The organism is Ruegeria sp. CDSA033, from assembly GCF_059612305.1.
In genome coordinates, this window is record NZ_JBXWQI010000002.1 from 330,159 (window position 1) to 351,903 (window position 21,745).

General features: G+C 57.9%; 17 protein-coding genes. 10 read left to right on the forward strand and 7 right to left on the reverse strand.

Going from position 1 to position 21,745, the window contains the following annotated elements:
- Positions 1 to 105 precede the first annotated feature (105 nt).
- Entirely contained in the window at positions 106 to 537 is a 432-nt protein-coding gene (locus AC2FLA_RS04925; protein ID WP_496720924.1) for a DUF1489 family protein, read from the forward strand.
- Here AC2FLA_RS04925 and hisG read toward each other — a convergent pair whose 3' ends face one another.
- The 3 genes from hisG to hisS are packed head-to-tail and all read right to left on the reverse strand — an operon-like array spanning position 538 to position 3,803.
- Positions 538 to 1,227 carry an ATP phosphoribosyltransferase gene (hisG, locus tag AC2FLA_RS04930; RefSeq protein WP_496720926.1) on the reverse strand — a complete coding sequence of 230 codons (690 nt, stop codon included), beginning with the start codon at positions 1,225 to 1,227 and terminating at the stop codon, positions 538 to 540. It lies immediately after the preceding gene.
- Positions 1,224 to 2,312: an ATP phosphoribosyltransferase regulatory subunit gene (locus tag AC2FLA_RS04935; RefSeq protein ID WP_496720927.1), complete on the reverse strand. Its 1,089-nt coding sequence runs from the start codon at positions 2,310 to 2,312 to the stop codon at positions 1,224 to 1,226. Before AC2FLA_RS04935 ends, hisG begins: the two co-directional genes overlap by 4 nt.
- Positions 2,313 to 2,315: 3 nt before the next feature.
- Positions 2,316 to 3,803 (reverse strand): histidine--tRNA ligase, encoded by a 1,488-nt coding sequence (gene hisS, locus AC2FLA_RS04940; RefSeq protein ID WP_109312444.1) that lies wholly within the window; start codon positions 3,801 to 3,803, stop codon positions 2,316 to 2,318.
- A gap of 131 nt (positions 3,804 to 3,934) precedes the next feature.
- On the opposite strand from hisS, the gene AC2FLA_RS04945 reads away from it, so the two are divergent.
- Complete coding sequence (locus AC2FLA_RS04945; protein ID WP_108859244.1) at positions 3,935 to 4,129, forward strand: SlyX family protein; 195 nt, start codon at positions 3,935 to 3,937, stop codon at positions 4,127 to 4,129.
- Between the two features lie 4 nt (positions 4,130 to 4,133).
- Here AC2FLA_RS04945 and AC2FLA_RS04950 read toward each other — a convergent pair whose 3' ends face one another.
- The 3 genes from AC2FLA_RS04950 to dnaE form a co-directional block, all read right to left on the reverse strand.
- Complete coding sequence (locus tag AC2FLA_RS04950) at positions 4,134 to 4,502, reverse strand: hypothetical protein (RefSeq protein WP_496720930.1); 369 nt, start codon at positions 4,500 to 4,502, stop codon at positions 4,134 to 4,136.
- Between the two features lie 5 nt (positions 4,503 to 4,507).
- On the reverse strand, positions 4,508 to 4,726 hold the full coding sequence (locus AC2FLA_RS04955; protein ID WP_058275719.1) for a YMGG-like glycine zipper-containing protein: 219 nt from the start codon (positions 4,724 to 4,726) through the stop codon (positions 4,508 to 4,510).
- An 85-nt stretch (positions 4,727 to 4,811) separates the two neighbouring features.
- On the reverse strand, positions 4,812 to 8,312 hold the full coding sequence (gene dnaE / locus AC2FLA_RS04960) for a DNA polymerase III subunit alpha (protein WP_496720932.1): 3,501 nt from the start codon (positions 8,310 to 8,312) through the stop codon (positions 4,812 to 4,814).
- 344 nt (positions 8,313 to 8,656) lie between these two features.
- Here dnaE and xdhA point away from each other — a divergent pair, with 344 nt between their 5' ends.
- The 8 genes from xdhA to AC2FLA_RS05000 all read left to right on the forward strand — a co-directional run bounded on the left by xdhA (position 8,657) and on the right by AC2FLA_RS05000 (position 20,009).
- Positions 8,657 to 10,018, forward strand: coding sequence for a xanthine dehydrogenase small subunit (xdhA, locus tag AC2FLA_RS04965; protein WP_496720934.1), 1,362 nt, complete (start codon positions 8,657 to 8,659; stop codon positions 10,016 to 10,018).
- The gene (xdhB, locus tag AC2FLA_RS04970; RefSeq protein ID WP_496720936.1) at positions 10,015 to 12,417 is read left to right on the forward strand and encodes a xanthine dehydrogenase molybdopterin binding subunit; all 2,403 of its coding nucleotides are present in this window, start codon (positions 10,015 to 10,017) and stop codon (positions 12,415 to 12,417) included. Before xdhA ends, xdhB begins: the two co-directional genes overlap by 4 nt.
- Positions 12,417 to 13,352: a xanthine dehydrogenase accessory protein XdhC gene (xdhC, locus tag AC2FLA_RS04975; RefSeq protein WP_496720938.1), complete on the forward strand. Its 936-nt coding sequence runs from the start codon at positions 12,417 to 12,419 to the stop codon at positions 13,350 to 13,352. Before xdhB ends, xdhC begins: the two co-directional genes overlap by 1 nt.
- Positions 13,349 to 14,866, forward strand: a complete 1,518-nt coding sequence (locus tag AC2FLA_RS04980; protein WP_496720940.1) for an ABC transporter ATP-binding protein — start codon at positions 13,349 to 13,351, stop codon at positions 14,864 to 14,866. The genes xdhC and AC2FLA_RS04980 overlap by 4 nt, the downstream gene beginning before the upstream one ends.
- Before the next feature lie 63 nt (positions 14,867 to 14,929).
- Positions 14,930 to 16,012: an ABC transporter permease gene (locus AC2FLA_RS04985; RefSeq protein WP_058276029.1), complete on the forward strand. Its 1,083-nt coding sequence runs from the start codon at positions 14,930 to 14,932 to the stop codon at positions 16,010 to 16,012.
- Positions 16,013 to 16,015: 3 nt separating this feature from the next.
- The gene (locus tag AC2FLA_RS04990; protein ID WP_108859238.1) at positions 16,016 to 16,936 is read left to right on the forward strand and encodes an ABC transporter permease; all 921 of its coding nucleotides are present in this window, start codon (positions 16,016 to 16,018) and stop codon (positions 16,934 to 16,936) included.
- A gap of 35 nt (positions 16,937 to 16,971) precedes the next feature.
- Positions 16,972 to 18,045, forward strand: coding sequence for a BMP family ABC transporter substrate-binding protein (locus AC2FLA_RS04995; protein WP_282151819.1), 1,074 nt, complete (start codon positions 16,972 to 16,974; stop codon positions 18,043 to 18,045).
- A gap of 281 nt (positions 18,046 to 18,326) precedes the next feature.
- A complete protein-coding gene (locus AC2FLA_RS05000; protein WP_496705840.1) occupies positions 18,327 to 20,009 on the forward strand; it encodes a sulfatase-like hydrolase/transferase in 1,683 nt (560 codons plus the stop codon).
- 503 nt (positions 20,010 to 20,512) lie between these two features.
- Here the strand turns inward: AC2FLA_RS05000 and AC2FLA_RS05005 are convergent.
- Complete coding sequence (locus tag AC2FLA_RS05005; protein ID WP_282169004.1) at positions 20,513 to 21,745, reverse strand: HlyD family secretion protein; 1,233 nt, start codon at positions 21,743 to 21,745, stop codon at positions 20,513 to 20,515.

Below are 21,745 nucleotides of genomic sequence, written 5' to 3' on the forward strand. Positions count from 1 at the left end.
GGTATCCAGATTATCCCAGATCACACCTTAACCACAACACCTTGATGACAGGCTTTCTTGAGCTACAATGTATAGACGGTCTTGGGACGACTCTGTGGGAAAGCTGTGGATAAGTACATAAACCTCATAAAACTCTCCGTCGGATCGGAAAGCGTCGACACGCTGATGGAATGGCAGGATAGCCGCAAACCGCTTTATGAAGACGGCTTGCCGCGCCACGTCACCCGCATGTGGCCCAAGCGCGAGGCCGAGATTCTGAACGGCGGATCAATCTATTGGGTGATCAAGGGTGTCGTACAGTGCCGCCAGAAGATCCTGCGGCTGGACGAAGTGCGCGGCGAGGACGGTATACGCCGCTGCGCCATCGTGCTGGACCCTGAGGTGCACCGCACACAGAACGCTCTGAAACGCCCGTTCCAAGGGTGGCGATACCTTAAATCCGAAGATACGCCTGCCGATCTTCCCAAAGGACGGGCCGAGGATGATTCCCTGCCCGACGATCTGAATCGCGCGTTGTCGGACATCGGCGTGCTGTAATCAGCTCAGCCGGTCAAGCAATTCGGAAAGAACCTCTTTTTCACCCACACCATAGCTGGCAACCCGGCTACGCCACAGCGTGGCCTGTGATTGCAGGATCAGGCCGTCCGACAGGATTTTTAGGTGGTTTGCGCGCAATGTCTCACCTGTCGAGGTGATATCAGCAATCGCCTCGGCGGTTTCGTTCATCACGGTGCCTTCGGTTGCGCCCTGGCTGTCGACCAGAGTGTAATCAGCAACCCCAGCGTCCGTCAGAAACTCGCGCACCAATCGGTGGTATTTGGTCGCAATCCGCAACCGGTGCCCGTGGGTTTTGCGAAACGCTGCCGCGGCAGCATCGAGATCGTCCAGGGTTTCGACATCGACCCAACAGGCTGGGGTCGCAATGATCAGATCTGCTTTGCCGAAACCAAGCGGCGAGATCTCTTCAATCTGTTGCTCCCAGCGTGGCAGCTTCTCATGTACCAGATCGGTTCCGGTAACGCCCAGATGAATGCGCCCCGCTGCCAGTTCGCGGGGGATTTCCCCGGCGGACAGCAGGATCAGCGAGACCCCGTCGATCCCTTCAACCTTACCGGCATATTCCCGGTCTGATCCGCTGCGCGACAGGGTGATGCCGCGCTTTTCGAACCACGAGAAGGTCTTCTCCATCAATCGGCCCTTCGAGGGCACGCCCAGTTTCAGGCTCATTGCGCGGCCTCCTCGATTTCCAGCATCAAGTCCGGGCGCAACACACCGCCCACAGCCGGTATCTCGGCCCCGTTGCCCAGTTGTCGCGTCAGCGCATCGTAACGCCCGCCGGTGGCAATCGGAGGCAAATCGGGGCGACCTTCGGCATAAAACCCAAAGACAAACCCGTCGTAATACTCCATCGACGTACGCCCATAGGCAGCCTCGAAATCCAACCGACTCACGTCAACACCACGCGCCTGCAGGGCGGCAATTCTTGCCTCAAGCCTGTCCAGCGCCGGGGTGATCTGAGGCAGGTCAACGGCCACATCCCGCAACTGCTCCAAAGCAAAGGGCATGGTTTCCCGAACGGTCAGCAGAGATTCCAGGCCTGCAAGCTCGTTGTCAGAAATCGGTGGCGTGTCGCGATTTTCACGCAGCGCGTCGATGCGTGCCTCGATCTCGGCAGCGCGGCGTTTGCCGATCATAGGAACGTCAAACCCCATCGGGTCTGCGGCCTCCAAAAGCATTGTGCGGTGTTCCGGCTCGGGCTTTCGCCCGGCGAACCGATCGAGCAGGACGCGGAACCGACGTGGACGCCACAGGTGGCGCATCAGCGCGGCCTTGCGCCGATCCGTGGTGCGCAGCCCCTGAACAGCCGCCGTCAGGATGCCGATGTCACCGGTTGCCGCGCGCAGGGGCAGCCCCCGCAATTGCAGGGCAAACAGAGAAAACACCTCGGCATCGGCCCCGGCGGGATCATTGCGGTCAAAAACTTCATAACCGACCTGAATGTACTCGTTGGACCGATCCGGGTCATGCTCTTGCCGACGAAAAACTTCACCAGAATAGGTATAGCGTGCGGGTTCAGCCCCTTCGGTCATGTGCATCTGCACGACCGGAAGGGTGAAATCGGGGCGCAGCATCTGCTCACCTCGCAACGCATCCGAAGTCACGTAAGCACGCGCGCGGATGTCTTCGCCATAAAGGTCCAGCAACGTTTCAGCCGGTTGCAGCAGGGGCGTATCCACAACCTGTGCCCCGGCGGCTTCAAACCGGACACGCATCATCGCGGCGCGGGCCTGTATCTGGGAACGATTGGGCATCGGTCAGTCCTGACTGTCCAGAATTTCGCGCACTTTGGCGACCAGATCACCACGTGACACTTCGAACTGGCTGGGGCGTTCTTTCCATTCCTCGAGCGTGGCGCTTTCGGCAATCTTCGCGCCAAGGATCAGGTCCTTGATCTGCACGATCCCATTGGCCTTTTCGTCACCGCCCTCGATCACTGCAATCGGAGAGTTCCGTTTATCCGCATATTTCAGCTGATTGCCGAAGTTCTTGGGATTACCCAGATAAACCTCTGCCCGGATACCTGCGTTGCGCAGTTCTGCCACCATCGCCTGATAATCGGCCATCCGGTCGCGATCCATAACGGTCACGACTACAGGACCCGTAGCCTGCGCGGCTATCCTGCCTTTTTCGCGCAGGGCAGCGAGCAGACGGTCGACACCGATGGAGACGCCGGTCGCCGGAACTTCCTGCCCGGTGAAGCGTTTGACCAGATCGTCATAGCGACCACCACCCGAAACCGATCCGAATTGCCGCTTGCGGCCTTTCTCATCGAAAATCTCAAAGGTCAGCTCGGCCTCATAAACCGGCCCGGTATAGTAACCCAGACCGCGCACGACCGAAGGGTCAATCTCGATCCGGTCCGCGCCGTACCCGCCCGCATCCAACAGGGTTCCGATTTGTTCCAACTCGGCGATCCCATCCGCGCCGATCTTGCTGTCGCCTACAGCGGCGCGCAGGTTGGCCAGCGTTCCGGCGGTTTCGGCGGCCTTGGAGGTCAGAAACGCGATCACCGGCTCAGCCTGATCCTCGCTAAGACCAACACCGTCGATAAACGCGCCAGAGGCGTCCAGACGGCCTTTGGTCAGCAGCTCTCGCACGCCCTGCTCGCCGACTTTGTCGAACTTGTCGATGGTGCGAAGAACGTTGTCGCGAGCAGCGACGTCTTCGCCAAGCCCCATCGCCTCAAGCACGCCGTTCAGAACTTTGCGGTTGTTGACCCGCACAAGATAATCGCCGCGCGGAATGCCGACGGTCTCAAGCGTGTCCGACAGCATCGCGCAAATCTCGGCGTCAGCGGCCATCGAGGCCGTGCCCACCGTATCCGCATCGCATTGATAAAACTGGCGATAGCGCCCCGGCCCCGGCTTTTCATTCCGCCAGACTGGTCCCATCGCATAACGACGATAAGGCGTCGGCAAATCGTTGCGGTGCTGCGCGTAAACCCGGGCCAAAGGCGCGGTCAGGTCATAGCGCAGGGCCATCCAGTCGCCCTTGTCATTCTCGTCGACTTCCTGCCACGCAAAGACGCCTTCGTTCGGGCGGTCTACGTCGGGCAGGAATTTGCCCAACGCCTCGACGGTTTCAACCGCGCTGCTTTCCAGTGCGTCAAACCCGTAGCGATGATAGACGTCCGCAATTGCCCGCAGCATCTCGGTTCGCTGCGTGACTTCCTGGCCGAAATAGTCGCGGAACCCTTTTGGCGTTACGGCCTTGGGGCGGGGCTGTTTCTTGGGCTTGGCCATGTGGGACGTCCTTGGGAGTTGCCTTGTTCCGCGCGCGGTCTATCCCATGGCCTGCATCGGGGCAAGGCGCGCTTTCGCTGGCCATGCGCTGTCCGGGTCGCTATGACCGGCCTAAGACACAGGAGTCCCCCATGCAGCATCTGGAAGAGCAGATCGCCCATCTTGCCCGTACGGTCGAAGACCTCAACTCGGTCGTCACCCGCCAACAGGACGAGATTGATCGTTTGACACGCCGTGTCGAAATGCTGATGCGCCGCGAAGGCGAACGGTCGCAGGAAGGCTCGGGCGGGATCGTTTTGGGCGACGAACGCCCGCCGCACTATTGATGACTTAGAGCCCCAGCGACGTTTTCACCGCGTTGTCGACCACGCCACCCAAAAGGGCATCCTTATCCGCGGCGCATCCTTCTGACAGCGCGGCTATGAAGGCCTCACGCAGTTGGGCTTTTTCCTCATCCGTGGCTGCATGATCTTCGATATTGATCTGGCGATTGTGGAGAGATAAGGCAGTCATCTTTCCAACAACAGTCACAACAAAGGCTTCGTCGCCATCCGCTTCTTCTGCAATCGAGGCGCAAGTATAGTGCATGACAGGCAATGCATCCTGAACCATCTGCTCAGCCGCCTCATCGGCCGCAGCCACACACGGAGCCGCCAGGATTGCGGCACAAACTGACATTTTGAGTTTGAAAAAACGCATCACCATCACTTCCAGTTATGTCCAATAATAGCTCCGGCCACACCGCCGATCGCTGCGCCTTTTCCGTCACCGACAATCGCACCAACACCTGCGCCGATCAGCGCGCCCTCAAGGGTCTTCTTTTTCTTCTTGTCGTCCGCCGAAGCGACCGAGGCTGCAACCAAGGCCAGCGATGCCGCCGCCCCGAATAAAACTCTTCTGAAATTGAGACCTGCAATTGTCATATCAACACCCTCCTGCGGCATGACCCAAAGACATCTCTGTCAGGTTAGCCTAGCGGGGTGCTAACTGTCTGGCAACAAAGAGAGGTCAGATCTCTTCGACGGACAAAATACCTTCCAGCGATTTTATCGCGCCTTTGATCTGCGGGTTGATCGGAAACTCAACGCCCAGATCCATTTCGACATCACCCGGCAGACTTGGGTCGAGCAACAGCAATTGGATCGGACCGCGCGCCGCGCCTTTGGTGGCAGTTGCGGCATCCTCAAGAACTTTTGCCACGGTTGGCACCGCTTGCGCTTCGTCAACAAAGATACGCAGCCCCGTCGCCCCGGCTTCTGCCACCACGGAATCCGCAGGGCCGACCGAGCGCCCCAGCAGCTTGAGCTGGTCAGCTTCCATCGTCGCTTCCGCGGTCAGCACCACCTGCGCTCCGGTTTCCAGATACTCGCGTGACTTTTCGAGCGTTTCTGAAAACAGAGTGACCTCGTACGCGCCCGTCGGATCAGACAATTGCGCAAAGGCGAACCGGTTTCCACGCGCGGATTTACGCTCTTGCCGTCCGGCAACAACACCAGCCATTTTGGCGATAAAGGGGCCAGAGCGTGCTTTTTCGGTCACCTCATCCAGCGTGAGAACCTGCTTTCGCTTCAGCGCGGGCATATAGTCGTCCAACGGATGGCCCGACAGGTAAAAACCGATGGCTTTGAATTCTTCGCTCAGACGTTCCGCCGGTAGCCAATCAGGCGAAGGCGACAAGCGCGGTTCGGGCAGGTCATCGCCCGCCTCGCCAAACAGCGACACCTGGTTCGAGTTCTTCTGGTCATGGATGGCGGCCGAATACTGCACCAGCGGATCGAGGCTTTCGAAAACGCGACGGCGGTTCTTGTCGAGCTGATCGAAGCCCCCTGCCCGCGCCATCATCTCTAGCGGGCGCTTGCCGACCCTCTTCAGGTCAACCTTGCGGGCAAAGTCGAACAGGTTCACGAACGGCTTGCCTTCGCGACCCGCGACCACAAGGTTCATCGCTTCGACACCTACATTCTTTAGCGCGCCCAGCGCATAGATAAGATGCCCGTCCACCACGTCGAATGTCGACAGCGACCGGTTCACGCAAGGCGGTACATAAGGTAGTTCCAGCCCCTTACGGACCTCTTCGAAGTATACGGCCAACTTGTCGGTCAGGTGGATATCGCAGTTCATGACACCGGCCATGAACTCGACCGGGTGGTTCGCCTTCAGCCAGCCTGTCTGATAACTGACAACCGCATAGGCGGCAGCGTGAGATTTGTTGAAACCGTAGTTGGCGAATTTGTCCAGCAGGTTCCAAACCTCGGTCGCCTTGGCCTCATCCACATCATTCTCAGCAGCACCTTTGAGGAACTTGGGCCGCTCTGCGTCCATCGCCTCCTGGATTTTCTTACCCATCGCGCGGCGCAGCAAATCCGCACCGCCAAGGCTGTAGCCCGCCATTTCCTGGGCGATCTGCATCACCTGTTCCTGGTAAACGATGATGCCTTGCGTCTCGTCCAGGATATGGTCGATGGACGGGTGCAGCGTGTCCCGCTCGCTCAGCTTGTTTTTGACCTCGCAGAACTTGGGGATGTTCTCCATGGGGCCAGGACGGTAGAGCGCGACGAGGGCAATGATATCTTCGATACAGTCAGGCTTCATGCGCTTGAGCGCATCCATCATGCCCGAGGATTCCACCTGGAAAACCGCCACAGTCTTGGCCGCCGAATAAAGTTTGTACGTCGCCTCATCATCCAGCGGGATGGCGTTAATCTGGTTCTCGGCCCCGTCTGCAGGCTCATAAAGCTCGGTTCCGTCGGCGGCGACGTGCAATGGACGGTTGGATTTGAAGATCAGATCCATCGCGTTCTGGATCACAGTCAGCGTCTTCAGACCAAGAAAGTCGAACTTCACCAGCCCGGCCTGTTCCACCCATTTCATGTTGAACTGAGTGGCAGGCATGTCGGATCGTGGGTCCTGATACAGTGGCACCAGTGCATCCAGCGGGCGGTCTCCGATCACCACGCCTGCCGCGTGGGTCGACGCGTTTCGCAACAGCCCCTCGACCTGCTGGCCATAAGTCAGCAGGCGGTCCACAACCTCTTCGTTGCGCGCCTCTTCCCGTAGCCGGGGTTCGTCTTTCAACGCCTTTTCGATGGAAACGGGTTTGACGCCTTCCACTGGGATCATCTTGGACAGGCGATCCACCTGCCCGTATGGCATCTGCAGCACGCGCCCAATGTCGCGCACGGCAGCTTTCGACAGCAACGCACCAAAGGTGATGATCTGCCCCACCTTGTCGCGGCCGTATTTCTGCTGCACGTAGCGGATCACCTCTTCCCGGCGGTCCATGCAGAAGTCGATATCGAAATCCGGCATCGAAACCCGTTCCGGGTTCAAGAACCGTTCGAAAAGCAGCGAATAGCGCAGCGGATCAAGGTCAGTAATCGTTAGCGCATAGGCCACCAAAGATCCCGCGCCCGAGCCCCGACCCGGCCCCACCGGGATGTCCTGATCCTTGGACCACTGAATAAAATCGGCAACAATCAGGAAGTAGCCGGGGAACCCCATGCCTTCGATGATATCGAGCTCGAAGTCCAAGCGTTCCTGATATTCCTCTGGCGTTACTGCGTGCGGGATCACCGCCAGACGTTTTTGCAAACCATCATTCGCAATACGGCGCAGTTCGGCAACTTCGTCATCGGCGAATTTCGGCAGGATCGGATCGCGGCGATAGGCCATGAACGCACAGCGCTTGGCAATCTCGACCGTATTCTCAATGGCCTCGGGCAAGTCGGCGAACAAGGTCGCCATCTCCTGCTGCGACTTAAAATAGTGCTGCGCGGTCAGACGGCGGCGGCCTTCCTGCTGATCGACATAGGCCCCCTCCGAGATACAGATCAGCGCATCGTGCGCTTCGTACATATCTGTGGTCGGGAAATAGACGTCATTGGTGGCGACCAGTGGAAGGTTCTTGGCATAGGCCATTTCCACATGGCCACGCTCGGTCAGACGTTCGGCCTCGGGTTGACCGCCCTCACCCGGATGACGTTGGAGTTCGATATAGAGGCGATCGGCGAACATCGCTGACAATCGGTCCACCAAGGCTTCAGCCGCGGGGCGTTGACCCTGTTGCAACAACATCCCAACCGGTCCATCCGGCCCACCGGACAAGCAGATCAACCCTTCAGATCGTTCCGCAAGTTCTTCCAGAGTCACCTGCGGCAACTGCCCACCCTTGTCGACGTAAAGACACGAGCTGAGCTTCATCAGGTTCTCATACCCGGCCTCGGACTGGGCAAGCAAAACCACCGGTGCGGGTGTTTTGGGCTTTTCGCCCGGTTGCGCCTGCACATAGGTCAGGTCAACCTGACAACCCATAATCGGCTGCACTCCGGCCCCGCTGGCGGTGACCGAAAACTCCAAAGCCGAGAACATGCTGTTAGTATCCGTCACAGCGACGGCGGGCATATCCATCTTATCACACAAACCGGGCAGCTTTTTCAGCCGCACGGCGCCTTCCAGCAGGGAATATTCGGTGTGAACACGGAGGTGAATGAATCGAGGAGTACTGCTCATGACTGCCACGCTATCCCAGCCGCGCGCCCGGCAAAAGCAGGAACCTTGGCTTTGGATTGCCAAAAAGATGGGCTTTGATTATTCGGCTTTTCCAGAAGGTGCTTCGGAGACCGACAGCAGCCAAAGACAAAAAACGCTTTAGTTTCAATCAGGTGATCTCTAAACGAAGATAACAATCACGCAGAGTCAGTGCTCAATGGTGTATCACATAGGTAGTTTTTCTTGCCAGACAACCTGCGCTGTTTCTAACATCAGATGGCAAGCTATCCGCCCGCTACTCTTTCTACGTCGCATCGAAGGGGGGCACGCAAGGGCGCAACCGGGTAAGGCGACGGGTTTCTCGAATGAATATCACGTTTCTTCTGAACGGAGAGACAGTGGAACTGGCGGGTGTCAATCCGACAGCGACCCTGCTGGATTGGCTGCGTGAGGATCGCGGCCTGACCGGCACCAAAGAAGGCTGCAACGAAGGCGATTGCGGGGCATGCACTGTCATGGTGACGGATGAAGGTGGCCACAAGGCGCTGAATTCCTGCATCCTGTTTCTGCCTCAACTGCATGGTAAGGCGGTTCGCACGGTCGAAGGCGCCAGTGGCCCCAACGGCGAGGCGCACCCAGCCCAGCAGGCGATGGTGGATCTGCACGGCTCGCAATGTGGCTTCTGCACCCCCGGTTTCGTTATGTCGATGGTGGCAAGTCATGCAAATGGCGCGACGGATCACGACACCCAGCTTGCTGGCAACCTGTGCCGCTGCACCGGATACGCGCCGATCATTCGCGCCGCCAAGGTTGCCGAAGAAGTTCCCGTGCCAGTTTGGGTGAAAGACAAGCCAGTCGCCACGCGGGTCACATCGCAGATGTTGCCGGAGTCTTCGGATGAATTGGCCAAAATCTATGCGGAACACCCGGACGCCACTCTGGTCGCCGGCGCAACGGACGTTGGGCTTTGGGTGACCAAGCAACTGCGTGACCTCGACCCAGTGATTTTTCTGAACCGCTGTGATGATCTGAAAGAGATCACCATCACGGATGACGAGGTTCTGTTCGGCGCGATGGTCGATATGAACCGGATGGGCGAAGCACTGGCGGACCTGCACCCGTCTTACGCCGAAATGATCCGGCGCTACGCCAGCGTTCAGGTGCGGCACGCGGCCACCGTGGGCGGAAATATCGCCAACGGCTCGCCCATCGGAGACAACCCGCCCGCACTGATCGCCCTGGGCGCAACGCTACATCTGCGCAAGGGCGACGAACGTCGCTCGGTCGCATTGGAGGACTTCTTTATCGACTACGGCAAACAAGACCGGACACCTGGCGAGTTTGTCGAATCCGTAAGTTTTCCGCGTCAGGCCGATCGTTTGAAGGCCTACAAACTCAGCAAACGGTTCGATCAGGATATCTCGGCCGTGTGTGGGTGTTTCAACATCTCTGTTTCGGACTGTATGGTTGCTGATGCCCGTATTGCCTTTGGTGGTATGGCTGGCACTCCAAAACGGGCTTCAAATGTCGAAGCCGCGCTGGTTGGCAAGCCATGGACGCATGAGACCGTTCAGTCCGCCATTCCGGCCTTCGACAGTGATTTCACGCCAATGACGGACATGCGCGCATCGGCCAACTATCGGCTGCAGACCGCCAAAGCGCTGCTTGAGCGGTATTTCCTTGAGGATCAAGGCGAAGTGACAAATGTATTGGAGGTGTCCGCATGAGCGTGACCAAACCCCTCCCCCATGACGCGGCGCCACTGCATGTCGCGGGAACCGCGCGGTATGTGGATGACATTCCGACGCCCAAAGGGTCGTTGCATCTGGCCTTTGGAATTAGCCCGATTGCCAAGGGTAAGATCACCACGATGGACCTGTCGGCGGTGAAGGCAGCCGACGGTGTCGTCATGGTAATGACAGCCGACGATCTGCCGTTTGCCAATGACGTCTCACCGTCGATCCATGATGAACCTCTGCTGTCTGATGGCACGGTGCACTATATCGGGCAGCCCGTTTTCCTCGTCATTGCGACCAGCCACCTTGCCGCGCGGAAAGCGGCGCGTTTGGGCCAGATCGATTATGCCGAAGAGGCCCCGATCCTGACGATTGAAGAGGCGCTTGCCGCAGACAGTCGGTTCGAGGACGGTCCGCGCATCTACGCCAAGGGCGATGCGGATGCGGCCATTGCGGGTTCGGCGCATGTGATCGAAGGTGGGTTTGAACTTGGCGGTCAGGAGCATTTCTATCTGGAAGGTCAGGCTGCACTGGCCGTGCCCAATGAGGGCGCGGATATGTTGGTGCATTCTTCGACCCAACACCCGACCGAGATTCAGCACAAAGTAGCGGACGCTCTGGGTGTTCCGATGCACGCGGTTCGCGTAGAAACGCGCCGTATGGGCGGCGGCTTTGGCGGCAAGGAAAGTCAGGGCAACGCTTTGGCTGTTTCCTGCGCTATCGCAGCGCGTGCGACAGGCAAAACCTGCAAGATGCGCTATGATCGCGATGATGACATGATCATCACCGGCAAGCGCCACGCATTCCGGATTGCGTATAAGGCCGGGTTTGATGAGAACGGCCACATCCAAGGCGTTTCCTTCCTGCATCATGCGATTTGTGGTTGGGCCCAGGACCTGTCCCTGCCGGTCGCGGACCGTGCGATGTTACATTCGGACAATGCCTATCTACTGCCGAATGCCCGGATCGAAAGCCACCGGCTGAAGACTAACACTCAATCCGCTACCGCCTATCGCGGGTTTGGCGGACCTCAGGGTATGGTCGGGATCGAACGCGTGATGGATCACGCCGCGTATGAACTGGGCATGGATCCGGTCGAGTTGCGTCGCCGGAACTATTATGAACCGGCGCATGTTGTTGCGGATCCCGTGATCGCTGAAAAGCCGCTGGGCCATCCTGACCCGCACGAAGACCTGACCAGCCGAGGTGCAGTGGAAATGGGCGACGCGCCAGTGCGTCCGTTGCCCGCAGGCGGCAATACCACGCCGTACGGGATGGAGGTCAGTGACTTCGAACTGCACGGCATGACTGCAAAGTTGCTGCAATCCAGCGACTACACTGCACGCAAGGCAGCCATCCAGAAGTGGAACGCCGAGAACAGCGTGATCAAGAGGGGGATTGGCTTTTCTCCGGTTAAGTTCGGCATTTCGTTTACGTTGACCCACCTGAACCAGGCGGGCGCGTTGGTGCATGTGTATCAGGACGGCTCGGTCCACCTGAACCACGGCGGCACCGAGATGGGGCAAGGTCTTTTCCAAAAGGTCGCGCAAGTGGCCGCGTCCCGCTTTGGTATTCCGTTGGAGATGGTGAAAATCACCGCGACCGACACCGCCAAGGTGCCGAATACCTCGGCTACGGCCGCGTCCTCGGGCAGTGACCTGAACGGTATGGCGGTCAAAGCGGCCTGCGACACGATCCGCGACCGGATGGCTGACTATCTGGCGCATCGACATCAGGCCGATCCCTCAACGGTGACGTTCTCTGATGGCCACGTCTCGGTCGGCGTAGAGCGCTACACATTCTCAGAAGCAGCTGCGCTGGTTTATCAGGGCCGGGTCAGCCTGTCTGCGACCGGGTTTTATAAGACACCCAAGATCGAGTGGGACCGGATCAAAGGCCGGGGGCGTCCGTTCTTTTATTTCGCCTACGGCGCGTCGATTACCGAAGTCGCGATCGATACACTGACAGGCGAGAACCGCATTTTGCGGACGGATATCCTGCATGATGCAGGCGCGTCGCTGAACCCGGCGCTGGATATTGGGCAGGTCGAAGGCGCATACGTACAGGGTGCGGGATGGCTGACCACGGAAGAACTTGTCTGGGACGGCAAGGGCAATCTGCGCACGCATGCGCCGTCGACCTACAAGATCCCCGCTTGCTCGGACCGGCCTGATGTTTTCAATGTCGCGCTCTGGAGCGGTGAAAACCGCGAGGACACGATCTATCGCTCAAAAGCGGTCGGAGAGCCGCCGTTCATGCTGGGTATTTCCGCGTGGCTTGCCCTGTCGAATGCGGTGGCCTCCTGCGGGGACAGCTATCCGGCACTGGATGCACCCGCCACGGCTGAAGAAGTCTGGAAGGGTGTCCAGCGGGTAAAGGGAGAGACCTGATGGGATTTGATCGAGAGGCTTTGAGGGAGGCGGTCAAAACCCACGGCAAGGTGACCCGGGTGGTTATCGCCGGGATCAAGGGGTCATCCCCCCGTGAAGTTGGCGCTGCAATGCTTGTTTGGGAGAACGGGCAGTCGGGCACCATCGGCGGTGGCACGTTGGAGTATCAGGCGGCTGAAGCAGCCCGATCCCAAGCAGCACCCATGCGCCAAACGCACCATGCCCTCGGCCCGGATATGGGCCAGTGTTGTGGCGGTGCTGTAACCCTGCTGAGTGAAATCTACGATCTTGCGGCCGTCGGCCGGCTGGATGATGCAGTCATTGCGCGCTCGGCTTCGGGTGGTGAGATGCCGCTTTCGGTCAAGCGACTGTTGACGCAGGCCCGCGGTCAGGGTGTTGCGCCCGAACCGCAGCTGATTGACGGCTGGATGGTCGAGCCCGTTCACGAACCCGCGCGCAATCTGTGGATATGGGGTGCCGGTCACGTTGGCCGCGCTCTGGTCGATGTCCTGTCACCGCTGCCCGATCTGTCAATCACCTGGGTCGATACCGGTCCTGAGCGATTTCCCAAAGCGGTGCCCGGCGGCGTAATCGTCGTTCCGGCAGCGAAACCGGCTGAACTGGTACGCCATGCGCCGCGCGATGCTGAGCATCTTGTGCTTACGTATTCACACAGTCTGGACCTGGAGCTATGCAACAGGTTGCTTTTGCATGATTTCCGCTTTGCGGGCCTGATTGGCTCGGCTACGAAATGGGCGCGATTCCGGTCCCGGCTGGCCGCTTTGGGACATGCGCCCGAGCGGATTGGCCGGATCACCTGCCCAATCGGAGATCCAGCCCTGGGCAAGCACCCGCACATGATCGCAGTTGGTGTCGCGGCGCAGATCCTGCGCCCTGCCCGACAAAACGAAATAAAGAAGGACCTGAGCGCGTGACCACTCCACTTCTAAGCTTACAAGGGCTGACTAAAGCCTATCCCGGCGTCGTGGCCAATGATCAGGTGTCCTTTGACATCGGTGAGGGTGAGGTTCACGCCTTACTGGGCGAAAATGGTGCCGGAAAATCCACTCTCGTAAAGATGATCTATGGGCTGGTGAAGCCTGACAGCGGCACCATGCTTTTGCGTGGGCAGACGTTTGCACCCCCCGAACCGCGTGCGGCACGGGCTGATGGGATCGCGATGGTGTTCCAGCACTTCTCGTTGTTCGACGCATTGAACGTCGCCGAAAACATCGCCTTGGGGATGGAGAATCCACCAGCCATGGGCGATCTGGCTGCGCGTATTCGCGAAGTTTCAGAAACCTATGGTCTGCCACTGGATCCCTATCGCACCGTCGGTGATCTGTCTGCGGGTGAGCGCCAGCGGGTCGAAATCATCCGCTGCCTGCTGCAGGATCCAAAGCTGCTGATCATGGATGAGCCGACATCGGTTCTGACACCTCAGGAAGTCGACATTCTGTTCGAAACGCTGAACAAATTGCGGTCCGAGGGCACCTCGATCCTGTATATCTCGCACAAGCTGGAAGAAATCCGCACACTGTGCGACCACGCCACAATCCTGCGTTTGGGTAAGAATGTCGGCGAATGCGTTCCCGCTGAGACCTCAGCGCGCGACATGGCCGAGATGATGGTGGGTTCGACCCTGCAAACACCCGAGCGTTCGGGGCGTGAGTTCGGTGAGGTCGCCCTGGATGTCAGCGGTTTGTCAGTTCCATCACCATCGGAATTCGGAACCGCGCTGAAGAATGTTCACATGACCGTCCGTAAGGGCGAGGTTCTGGGCATCGGCGGCGTCGCAGGCAACGGACAGGACGAATTGTTGGGCGTTCTGTCGGGCGAGATCATCACAGCGCCCGACGCGATCAAGTTCAACGGCCAGCCGATCGGCAAACTGGGGCCGACCGCGCGCCGCAAACTGGGCGTTCTGACCGCTCCGGAAGAGCGATTGGGACATGCGGCCGCCCCTGACATGAGCCTGACCGAAAACGCCTTGCTAACCGGATCGGTCCGTGAAGGGCTTGAGAACAACGGCTTCCTGAAATGGGCAGAAACCAAAATCTTTGCCGAAAAGATCATCAGTGCCTTTGACGTCCGCACACCGGGGCCTGAAAACGCCGCGCGATCTCTGTCAGGGGGCAACCTGCAGAAGTTCGTCATTGGGCGCGAGGTCCTGCAAAACCCCGACATACTGGTAGTGAACCAGCCGACTTGGGGTGTGGATGCGGCGGCTGCGGCCTCGATCCGTCAGGCCATTCTGGATTTGGCCGCCAAAGGCACCGCAGTCATCTGCATATCGCAAGATCTGGATGAGCTGATGGAGATATCGGACAGCTTTGCAGCGCTCAATGAAGGGCGGCTCAGCGCTCCGCGTACGACCACGGGTCTGACGGTCGACGAAATCGGCCTGATGATGGGCGGCGCGCACGGCATGGAGGTGGCCCATGTTTAATCCGTCGGACCGCCTTCGGCGAGAAAATTTACAAAAAGATGAAGAAACTGGGGGAATGAGCAGATGATTGTGTTGGAGAAACGGCCGCAGCCGTCCAAAGCGTGGTCTTACGCGACCCCTTTGGTGGCCGTGCTGGCAACCATGGTTTTCGGCGGCATCCTGTTCGCCATTCTGGGCAAGAACCCGATCCAAGCCATTGGCACCATTTTCTGGGAGCCGCTGTTTGGCGAGTTCGCTTTCTACTACCGTCCACAATTGCTGGTCAAAGGCGCGCCGCTGGTTCTGATCGCCATTGGCCTGTCTTTGGGGTTCCGAGCCGGTATCTGGAATATCGGGGCCGAGGGGCAATACATCATGGGCGCTATCTTTGGCGCGGGTGCAGGTCTGGCCTTTTACCCGCTGGATGCGTTCTACGTTTTCCCGATCATGGTGATCGCCGGCGCTTTTGGCGGTTGGCTTTGGGCGGCAATCCCGGCCTTCCTAAAGGTGCGTTTTGGCACCAACGAAATTCTCGTATCACTGATGCTGGTCTACGTGGCCGAGCAAATGCTGGCTTCGGTTTCGCTTGGTCTGCTTAAAAACCCCGAAGGGTTCGGCTTTCCCGGATCGCGCAACCTGCAATCCTATGAAAGCGCGCATAACGCTGAGTTGATCGCCGGATCGGGAATGCACTGGGGTGTAGTGACCGCGCTGATCGCAGTGATCTTTGCCTATGTCCTGCTGAACCGTCACATGCTGGGCTTCCACATTCGCCTGACGGGTGAAGCGCCGCGTGCGGCGAAGTTCGCGGGTGTAAACCCGGCACGCCTGATCCTGTTCTGTCTGGGCATGTCCGGTGCCCTGGCCGGCTTGGCGGGGATGTTCGAGGTCGCAGGCCCATCAGGTCAGGTCAGCATCGACTTTAACGTGGGCTACGGCTTTACCGCGATCATCGTGGCCTTTCTGGGCCGTCTGCATCCGGTGGGTATCCTGCTGGCAGGTGGCTTGATGGCGTTGACCTATATTGGCGGCGAAATCGCGCAATCCCAGTTGGGCCTGCCTGCTGCTGCCATTCAGGTTTTTCAGGGCATGCTCCTGTTCTTCCTGCTGGCTTTCGATCTTTTGACCAACTACCGCATCCGTGCGGCCCGTAATGAGGTGGCGTGACCCATGGACCTAGGTGAAATCAATCCCGTACTTCTGGTCGCCTCGCTTATGGTGGCCGCAACCCCCCTGCTGCTGGCGGCGATCGGAGAGCTTGTCGTCGAAAAAGCAGGTGTTCTGAACCTTGGCGTAGAGGGCATGATGATCGTCGGCGCAATCAGCGGATTTGCGATATCTGTCGAAACAGGATCACCCTGGCTGGGGTTCATTGCAGCAGCCATTGGTGGCGCGGTTCTGTCCCTGCTGTTCGTCCTGCTGACGCAGTTTGCGCTGGCGAACCAGGTGGCCAGTGGTCTTGCACTTACCCTGTTCGGCCTAGGCTTCAGCGCGCTGATGGGTCAAAGCTATGTAGGTGTCAAACCGCCCAGCATGGGAGATATCCATATCCCGTTGCTCAGCGATATTCCTGTGATTGGCCCCATCCTGTTCCAGCATGATCCGATCCTGTATCTGGGCATCGCCTTGGTTGCGGCCGTCTGGGCCACGCTGAAATACACACGCGTCGGTCTGATCCTGCGCGCAGTGGGTGAAAACCACGACGCCGCACACGCCCTAGGCTACAAGGTCATCAAGATCCGCATCCTGGCGATCCTGTTTGGTGGCGCCTGTGCGGGCCTCGGTGGAGCCTATATCAGCCTGATCCGCGTCCCGCAGTGGACCGAGGGCATGACCGCCGGTGTTGGATGGATCGCGCTTGCGCTGGTGGTTTTTGCCAGCTGGAAACCATGGCGTGCTTTGCTGGGTGCTTATTTGTTTGGCGGAATCACGGTGTTGCAGCTTAATCTGCAGGCCGCAGGCGTTGCCATCCCAGTCGAGTATCTGGCAATGTCGCCCTACATCATCACGATCCTTGTGCTTGTGATCCTTTCGGCCGACAAGAGCAGCGCACCTGCCTCACTGGGCCGGACCTTCCACGCCTCGCACTAGACGGGGCCAATTGAACCAACTTGGGGAGTAACCACATGAAATTCACTTCACTTCTTGCCAGTGCCGCCATGGTGCTGGGTCTTGCGACCGGCGCGGTCGCACAGGACAAAACAAAAGTAGGCTTTGTCTATGTCGGCCCGGTGGGCGACGGCGGCTGGACCTATGAACATGACAAAGGCCGTCTGGCGGTTGAGAAAGAATTCGGCGACAAAGTCGAGACCGTGTTTGTTGAGTCCGTTCCCGAAGGCCCGGACGCGGAACGTGTGATGACGCAGATGGCACTGGAAGGTGCAGATCTGATCTTTACCACCTCGTTCGGGTACATGGACCCAACGATCAACGTGGCCAAGAAATTCCCGAACGTGAAGTTCGAGCACGCAACCGGCTACAAGACCGCCCCGAACGTGTCCGTCTATTCGGCCCGCTTCTACGAAGGCCGCGCGGTTCAGGGACACATCGCGGGTAAAATGACCGAGTCGAACATCATCGGATACATTGGCTCCTACCCAATCCCTGAAGTGATCCGCGGCATCAACTCGGCCTACATCCACGCCAAAAAGGTAAACCCGGATGTCGAGTTCAAGATCATCTGGGCCTACACTTGGTTCGACCCGGCGAAAGAGGCTGATGCCGCAACCGTTCTGATCGAACAAGGTGCAGACGTTATCCTGCAGCACACCGACTCGACCGCGCCGCAGGCGGCCGCACAAGAGGCGGGCAACGTGATCACCTTCGGTCAGGCCTCGGACATGAGCGAATATGCCCCCAAGCCGCGCGTATCCTCGATCATCGACAACTGGGCGCCCTACTACATTGCGCGTACCCAAGCGGTCATGGATGGGTCGTGGGAAACCGTGAACACATGGGATGGCATCAAGGAAGGCATGGTTGAGATCGGTGAGATTTCGGACGCCGTTCCGGCCGACATCAAAGAGGAAGCACTGGCGATGAAAGCGGCCATGGCAGCGGGTGAATACCACCCCTTCACCGGCCCGATCAAAAAGCAGGACGGCAGCGACTGGCTGGCTGAAGGCGAAACCGCCGATGACGGCACGCTGGCGGGTATGAACTTCTACGTTGAAGGTTTGGAAGGCGAAATCCCGCAGTAAGCTGTGATCTTCTGAGACTAAGCTTTAAAAAAGCCGACGAGGCCCGCATATACATGCGGGCCTTTTTTGAATGACCGCTTTGATCCCATTCTACAAATGCTGCGCGATGCCCGAATGACATCAATGCGCAAGAAACGGACTTTGCAAAACATGGCAATCGGCCGTTAGCTCACCTTAGTAGGCGGCACAGCAAATGGCGATTACATGGCGCAAGTAGACCGTAGCGTGACCCTCTGGTATTGACTGGTTTTAGAGAAGGCCCAAAACGCGGCCAACTTTGATTGAAACTAATTGTTTCCCGCCAACACAATAAAGGAAGCTCTAACTTGATTTTTCGAACCGCCTTATTTGCATCCATTGTTGCTGCCACATCAGTCGCGGCCCAGGAAACTCCCATCGTCCATGACGGAGAATTCAATTTTCTACGCGCTCAGTACGGCGAGCAATGGGATGCCCAAGACATTGAGATCGATAAGAAACTAGCGGAAGTTCGAGAAAGAAACGATGGTAAGCCCCCTAATATTCTCTACGTTCTCATCGATGACGTGAGTTTTGGCCTCATGGGCAATCCTGCGATGAACTTTGTCACCGGATTTGACACACCAAACATCAACGATTTCGCCGCAGAAGGCCTTTCTTTGATGCGGATGTATACTGAGCCTTCCTGCACACCTACCCGCACTGCATTCCTGACCGGAGGGCACCCAATTCGCGCGGGTGTCAAGGAAGTGAAAGTTGCTCTTGTTGGTGAAGGGTTGTCCAAGAACGAAGTTACCATCGCCGAAATTCTCAATCAATCCGGCTATAACACAGCACATGTTGGGAAATGGCACCAGGGCGATATTGAGGAGTCATTCGCTCATAATCAGGGGTTTGATGTCGCGTATTTTCCAGTCCATCAGCAAGTACAACTGAGCCTGATGACACCAGAGGCTGCGAATGCAGGTAACCTCAACGGCTGGCATCCGTCTACTCAATCCGGGAAATACGGAATGGATGAACGGTTCAAACCCTATGGTCTTGTAACTGGCCTCGAAGCCAGAGCCGGAGAGACCGCACGGGAGGTCGGCATAGAAGCTGGCGAGGAATGGACACAGGCACACTATGAACGCATGAACGAGACCTATCAGGCTCAGGTCTTGGAGCAACTTGACCGTTTGGCGGGAGAAGATGATCCATTCTTTCTCCAATACTGGCCGCTTTACCCAATCAATTTCACTTACGGCGAACAGCAGCGGTCCCGCAACGGTGGCTTTATGGCTGATAAAATGGAGCAACTTGACGATTGGATCGGTGATTTGATGGCCAAAGTTGATGAACTTGGAATTGCGGATAACACGCTTGTTGTGATCATGGCGGACAACGGCATCTTTAAGCAGTATTCGCCCACTTCAGGCATGATCGAATTGATTTACCGGGGCGGCAAAGCGGAACACCTCGAAGGTGGGGTGCGTGTTGATGCTTTCGTACGCTGGCCAGCTGCAATCGAAGGAGGCAAGTACGCAGGGGACATCGTTCACGTTTCCGATCTATTCACAACCTTCGCCCGTATCGCTGGCGGAACTGAATTCATCCCGCGTGACCGGATCATCGACGGCGTGGACCAGACTGCATTGTTTCTTGAGGGGGATGGCAACTCGCGGAGAGATTATGTCTATATCTACGAAGGACCGGTTTTGCGTTCGATTGTGAAACAGGAATTCAAGATGCACATGCCCGCACCTGGTGTCCCAGGGGCCGCTGCGCCGGTGTTCAATATCCTTCGCGATCCGCGCGAGATGTATTCTGACATCGGCCAATCGCTTTGGTCCGGAGCATCCTTCCAGGATATGGCCAAACGGCATCAAAAAATGATTGCAAAATACCCACATCGCGAGATTGGGACTGATGAACCCTATGGAGGCATTGAAAATCTGCGACCAGAAAGCGAACTGGCCCGCAAGACTTTTGCAAGTTGGCAATAACCAAAACACCGCTTCACGGACAAGATTTGTGTAGCCCCTGAAGCGGCATCTCTGATCGGTGTTCACCCTTAAGAGTGGATTTTCACCTTATCTTTTTGAGCAGCACTAGGGGTTGTGGATAATTGGGATCCCAATTTTACCTAAACTGTGCATGCTTGGGCCGGGATGTCACCGCAGGCTTTTCGTTCCGAAAATAACAAGTAGAACAACTCGACCTTCATGCGCCGGTTGCTGAAAAAACTCCTGTAAATCAGACCAAGGTAGTTGCCAGCGCCTATGCCTGCTCGCCTCCCTGCTTGCGGATCGACCAAGTCCGCATTGGGTTGAGACCGGTCCTCAGCAACCATTGAGCCTACGGCAAATTTGTCCCGCAATCAAGCCATTCACGCACCTCGTCAGACAGGAACGGCAGGCAACGACTTTTCCATCGCCTACCACGATCAGGCCAGTCCTTTGGATCACAGGTTCATCTCGTCAAACGTGATGAGATGAACCTGTTGAGATCAATGCCCCGTCAACACCAGCGTATTCACCGGCATCAGGATCAGACGCAGGCGCAAGCCCGCCGCGTGGACAACACCGATCGTGTCTATCACATGCAAGGCGGCGGCGTGCCAGAACCCCAGGTCTTCATGTTCCAGCCGTTCATGGTTATCGGTGTAGACATTGGCCAGACAGTTGCTGCCGGGCGGTATGTCATCGGCCATGTTTTTGTACAGCGGCTCCATATAGACCAAAATCGAGCCGGGCACCTTGTTGGTCTGAACATCGCGCAGCTCATCTGTGGGACGTATCTGACCTGACGGGATGACATCCTGCACCTCAACCACAACCATCGGGATCACGGTGAAGGGCTTGGTCATGCAGCCCAACTCTCCGATCATGCCCGGCTTGATGACCTGAGCGGCCATCTGGTTGAATGCAGCCTGAAACCGGTTATGGCCCGAGCTTGACGGAACCAGAATGCCCGCAGGCCGCAGCAAAGGACTGACATAGTCGCCCACCTGAAGGCCGAATTGTTCAACCCGACCGGTCACACCTGCGCTTACGACTGTTTTGTCCAGCTCGGTCAGCGCGGCGTCCAACTGGGCGTTGGCGCTGGCCAGTTGGGCCGGGATCAGTTCTTCGATCTGCTGCACCACGGCGGCACGGCGGGATCGCGATGCGGTCAGCTGCGCTTCACGCTCGGCAACAAGGTTTTCCAACCGGTCGATTTCGGCCAATCGCACGGCGCTGGAGCCTTCGTCCCGCAGGGTGGTGTTACGCTCCAAATCCTCAAGCGATTGATCCAATGCAGCGCGCGCGCCTGCGATGCCTGCGTCGGCCTCGGCCAGATCGGTTTCCGCCACTTTCAGCGATGCCTGAACCTGCGCGATCTGCGCATGCGCGGCCTCAACCTGTGCGGTTTGGGTGAAATCCTCGATCCGGAAAATCGGCTGGCCGGCAGTGACCTGCTGATTGTTGGTGACGTAAATTTCGGACACGCGACCGCCGAGTTGAGGCAGAATTGTCACCGTTCGGAAATAGGACGCCGCCGTTTTACTGGCAGGGTGGAAGTAAAACAGCGTGGTGATCACGGTCAGCGCAAGAATGGCGCAGGTGGTCAAGCCCCAACGCAGTTCATACCACATAGTGAACAGTGTGATTTCATGGCCTATACGTTTGCCCTGTACGTAACGGCGAAACAAGTAATCCGGCAACACGGTGACCAGCGCGCACATCAGTGTTTCAAGCAT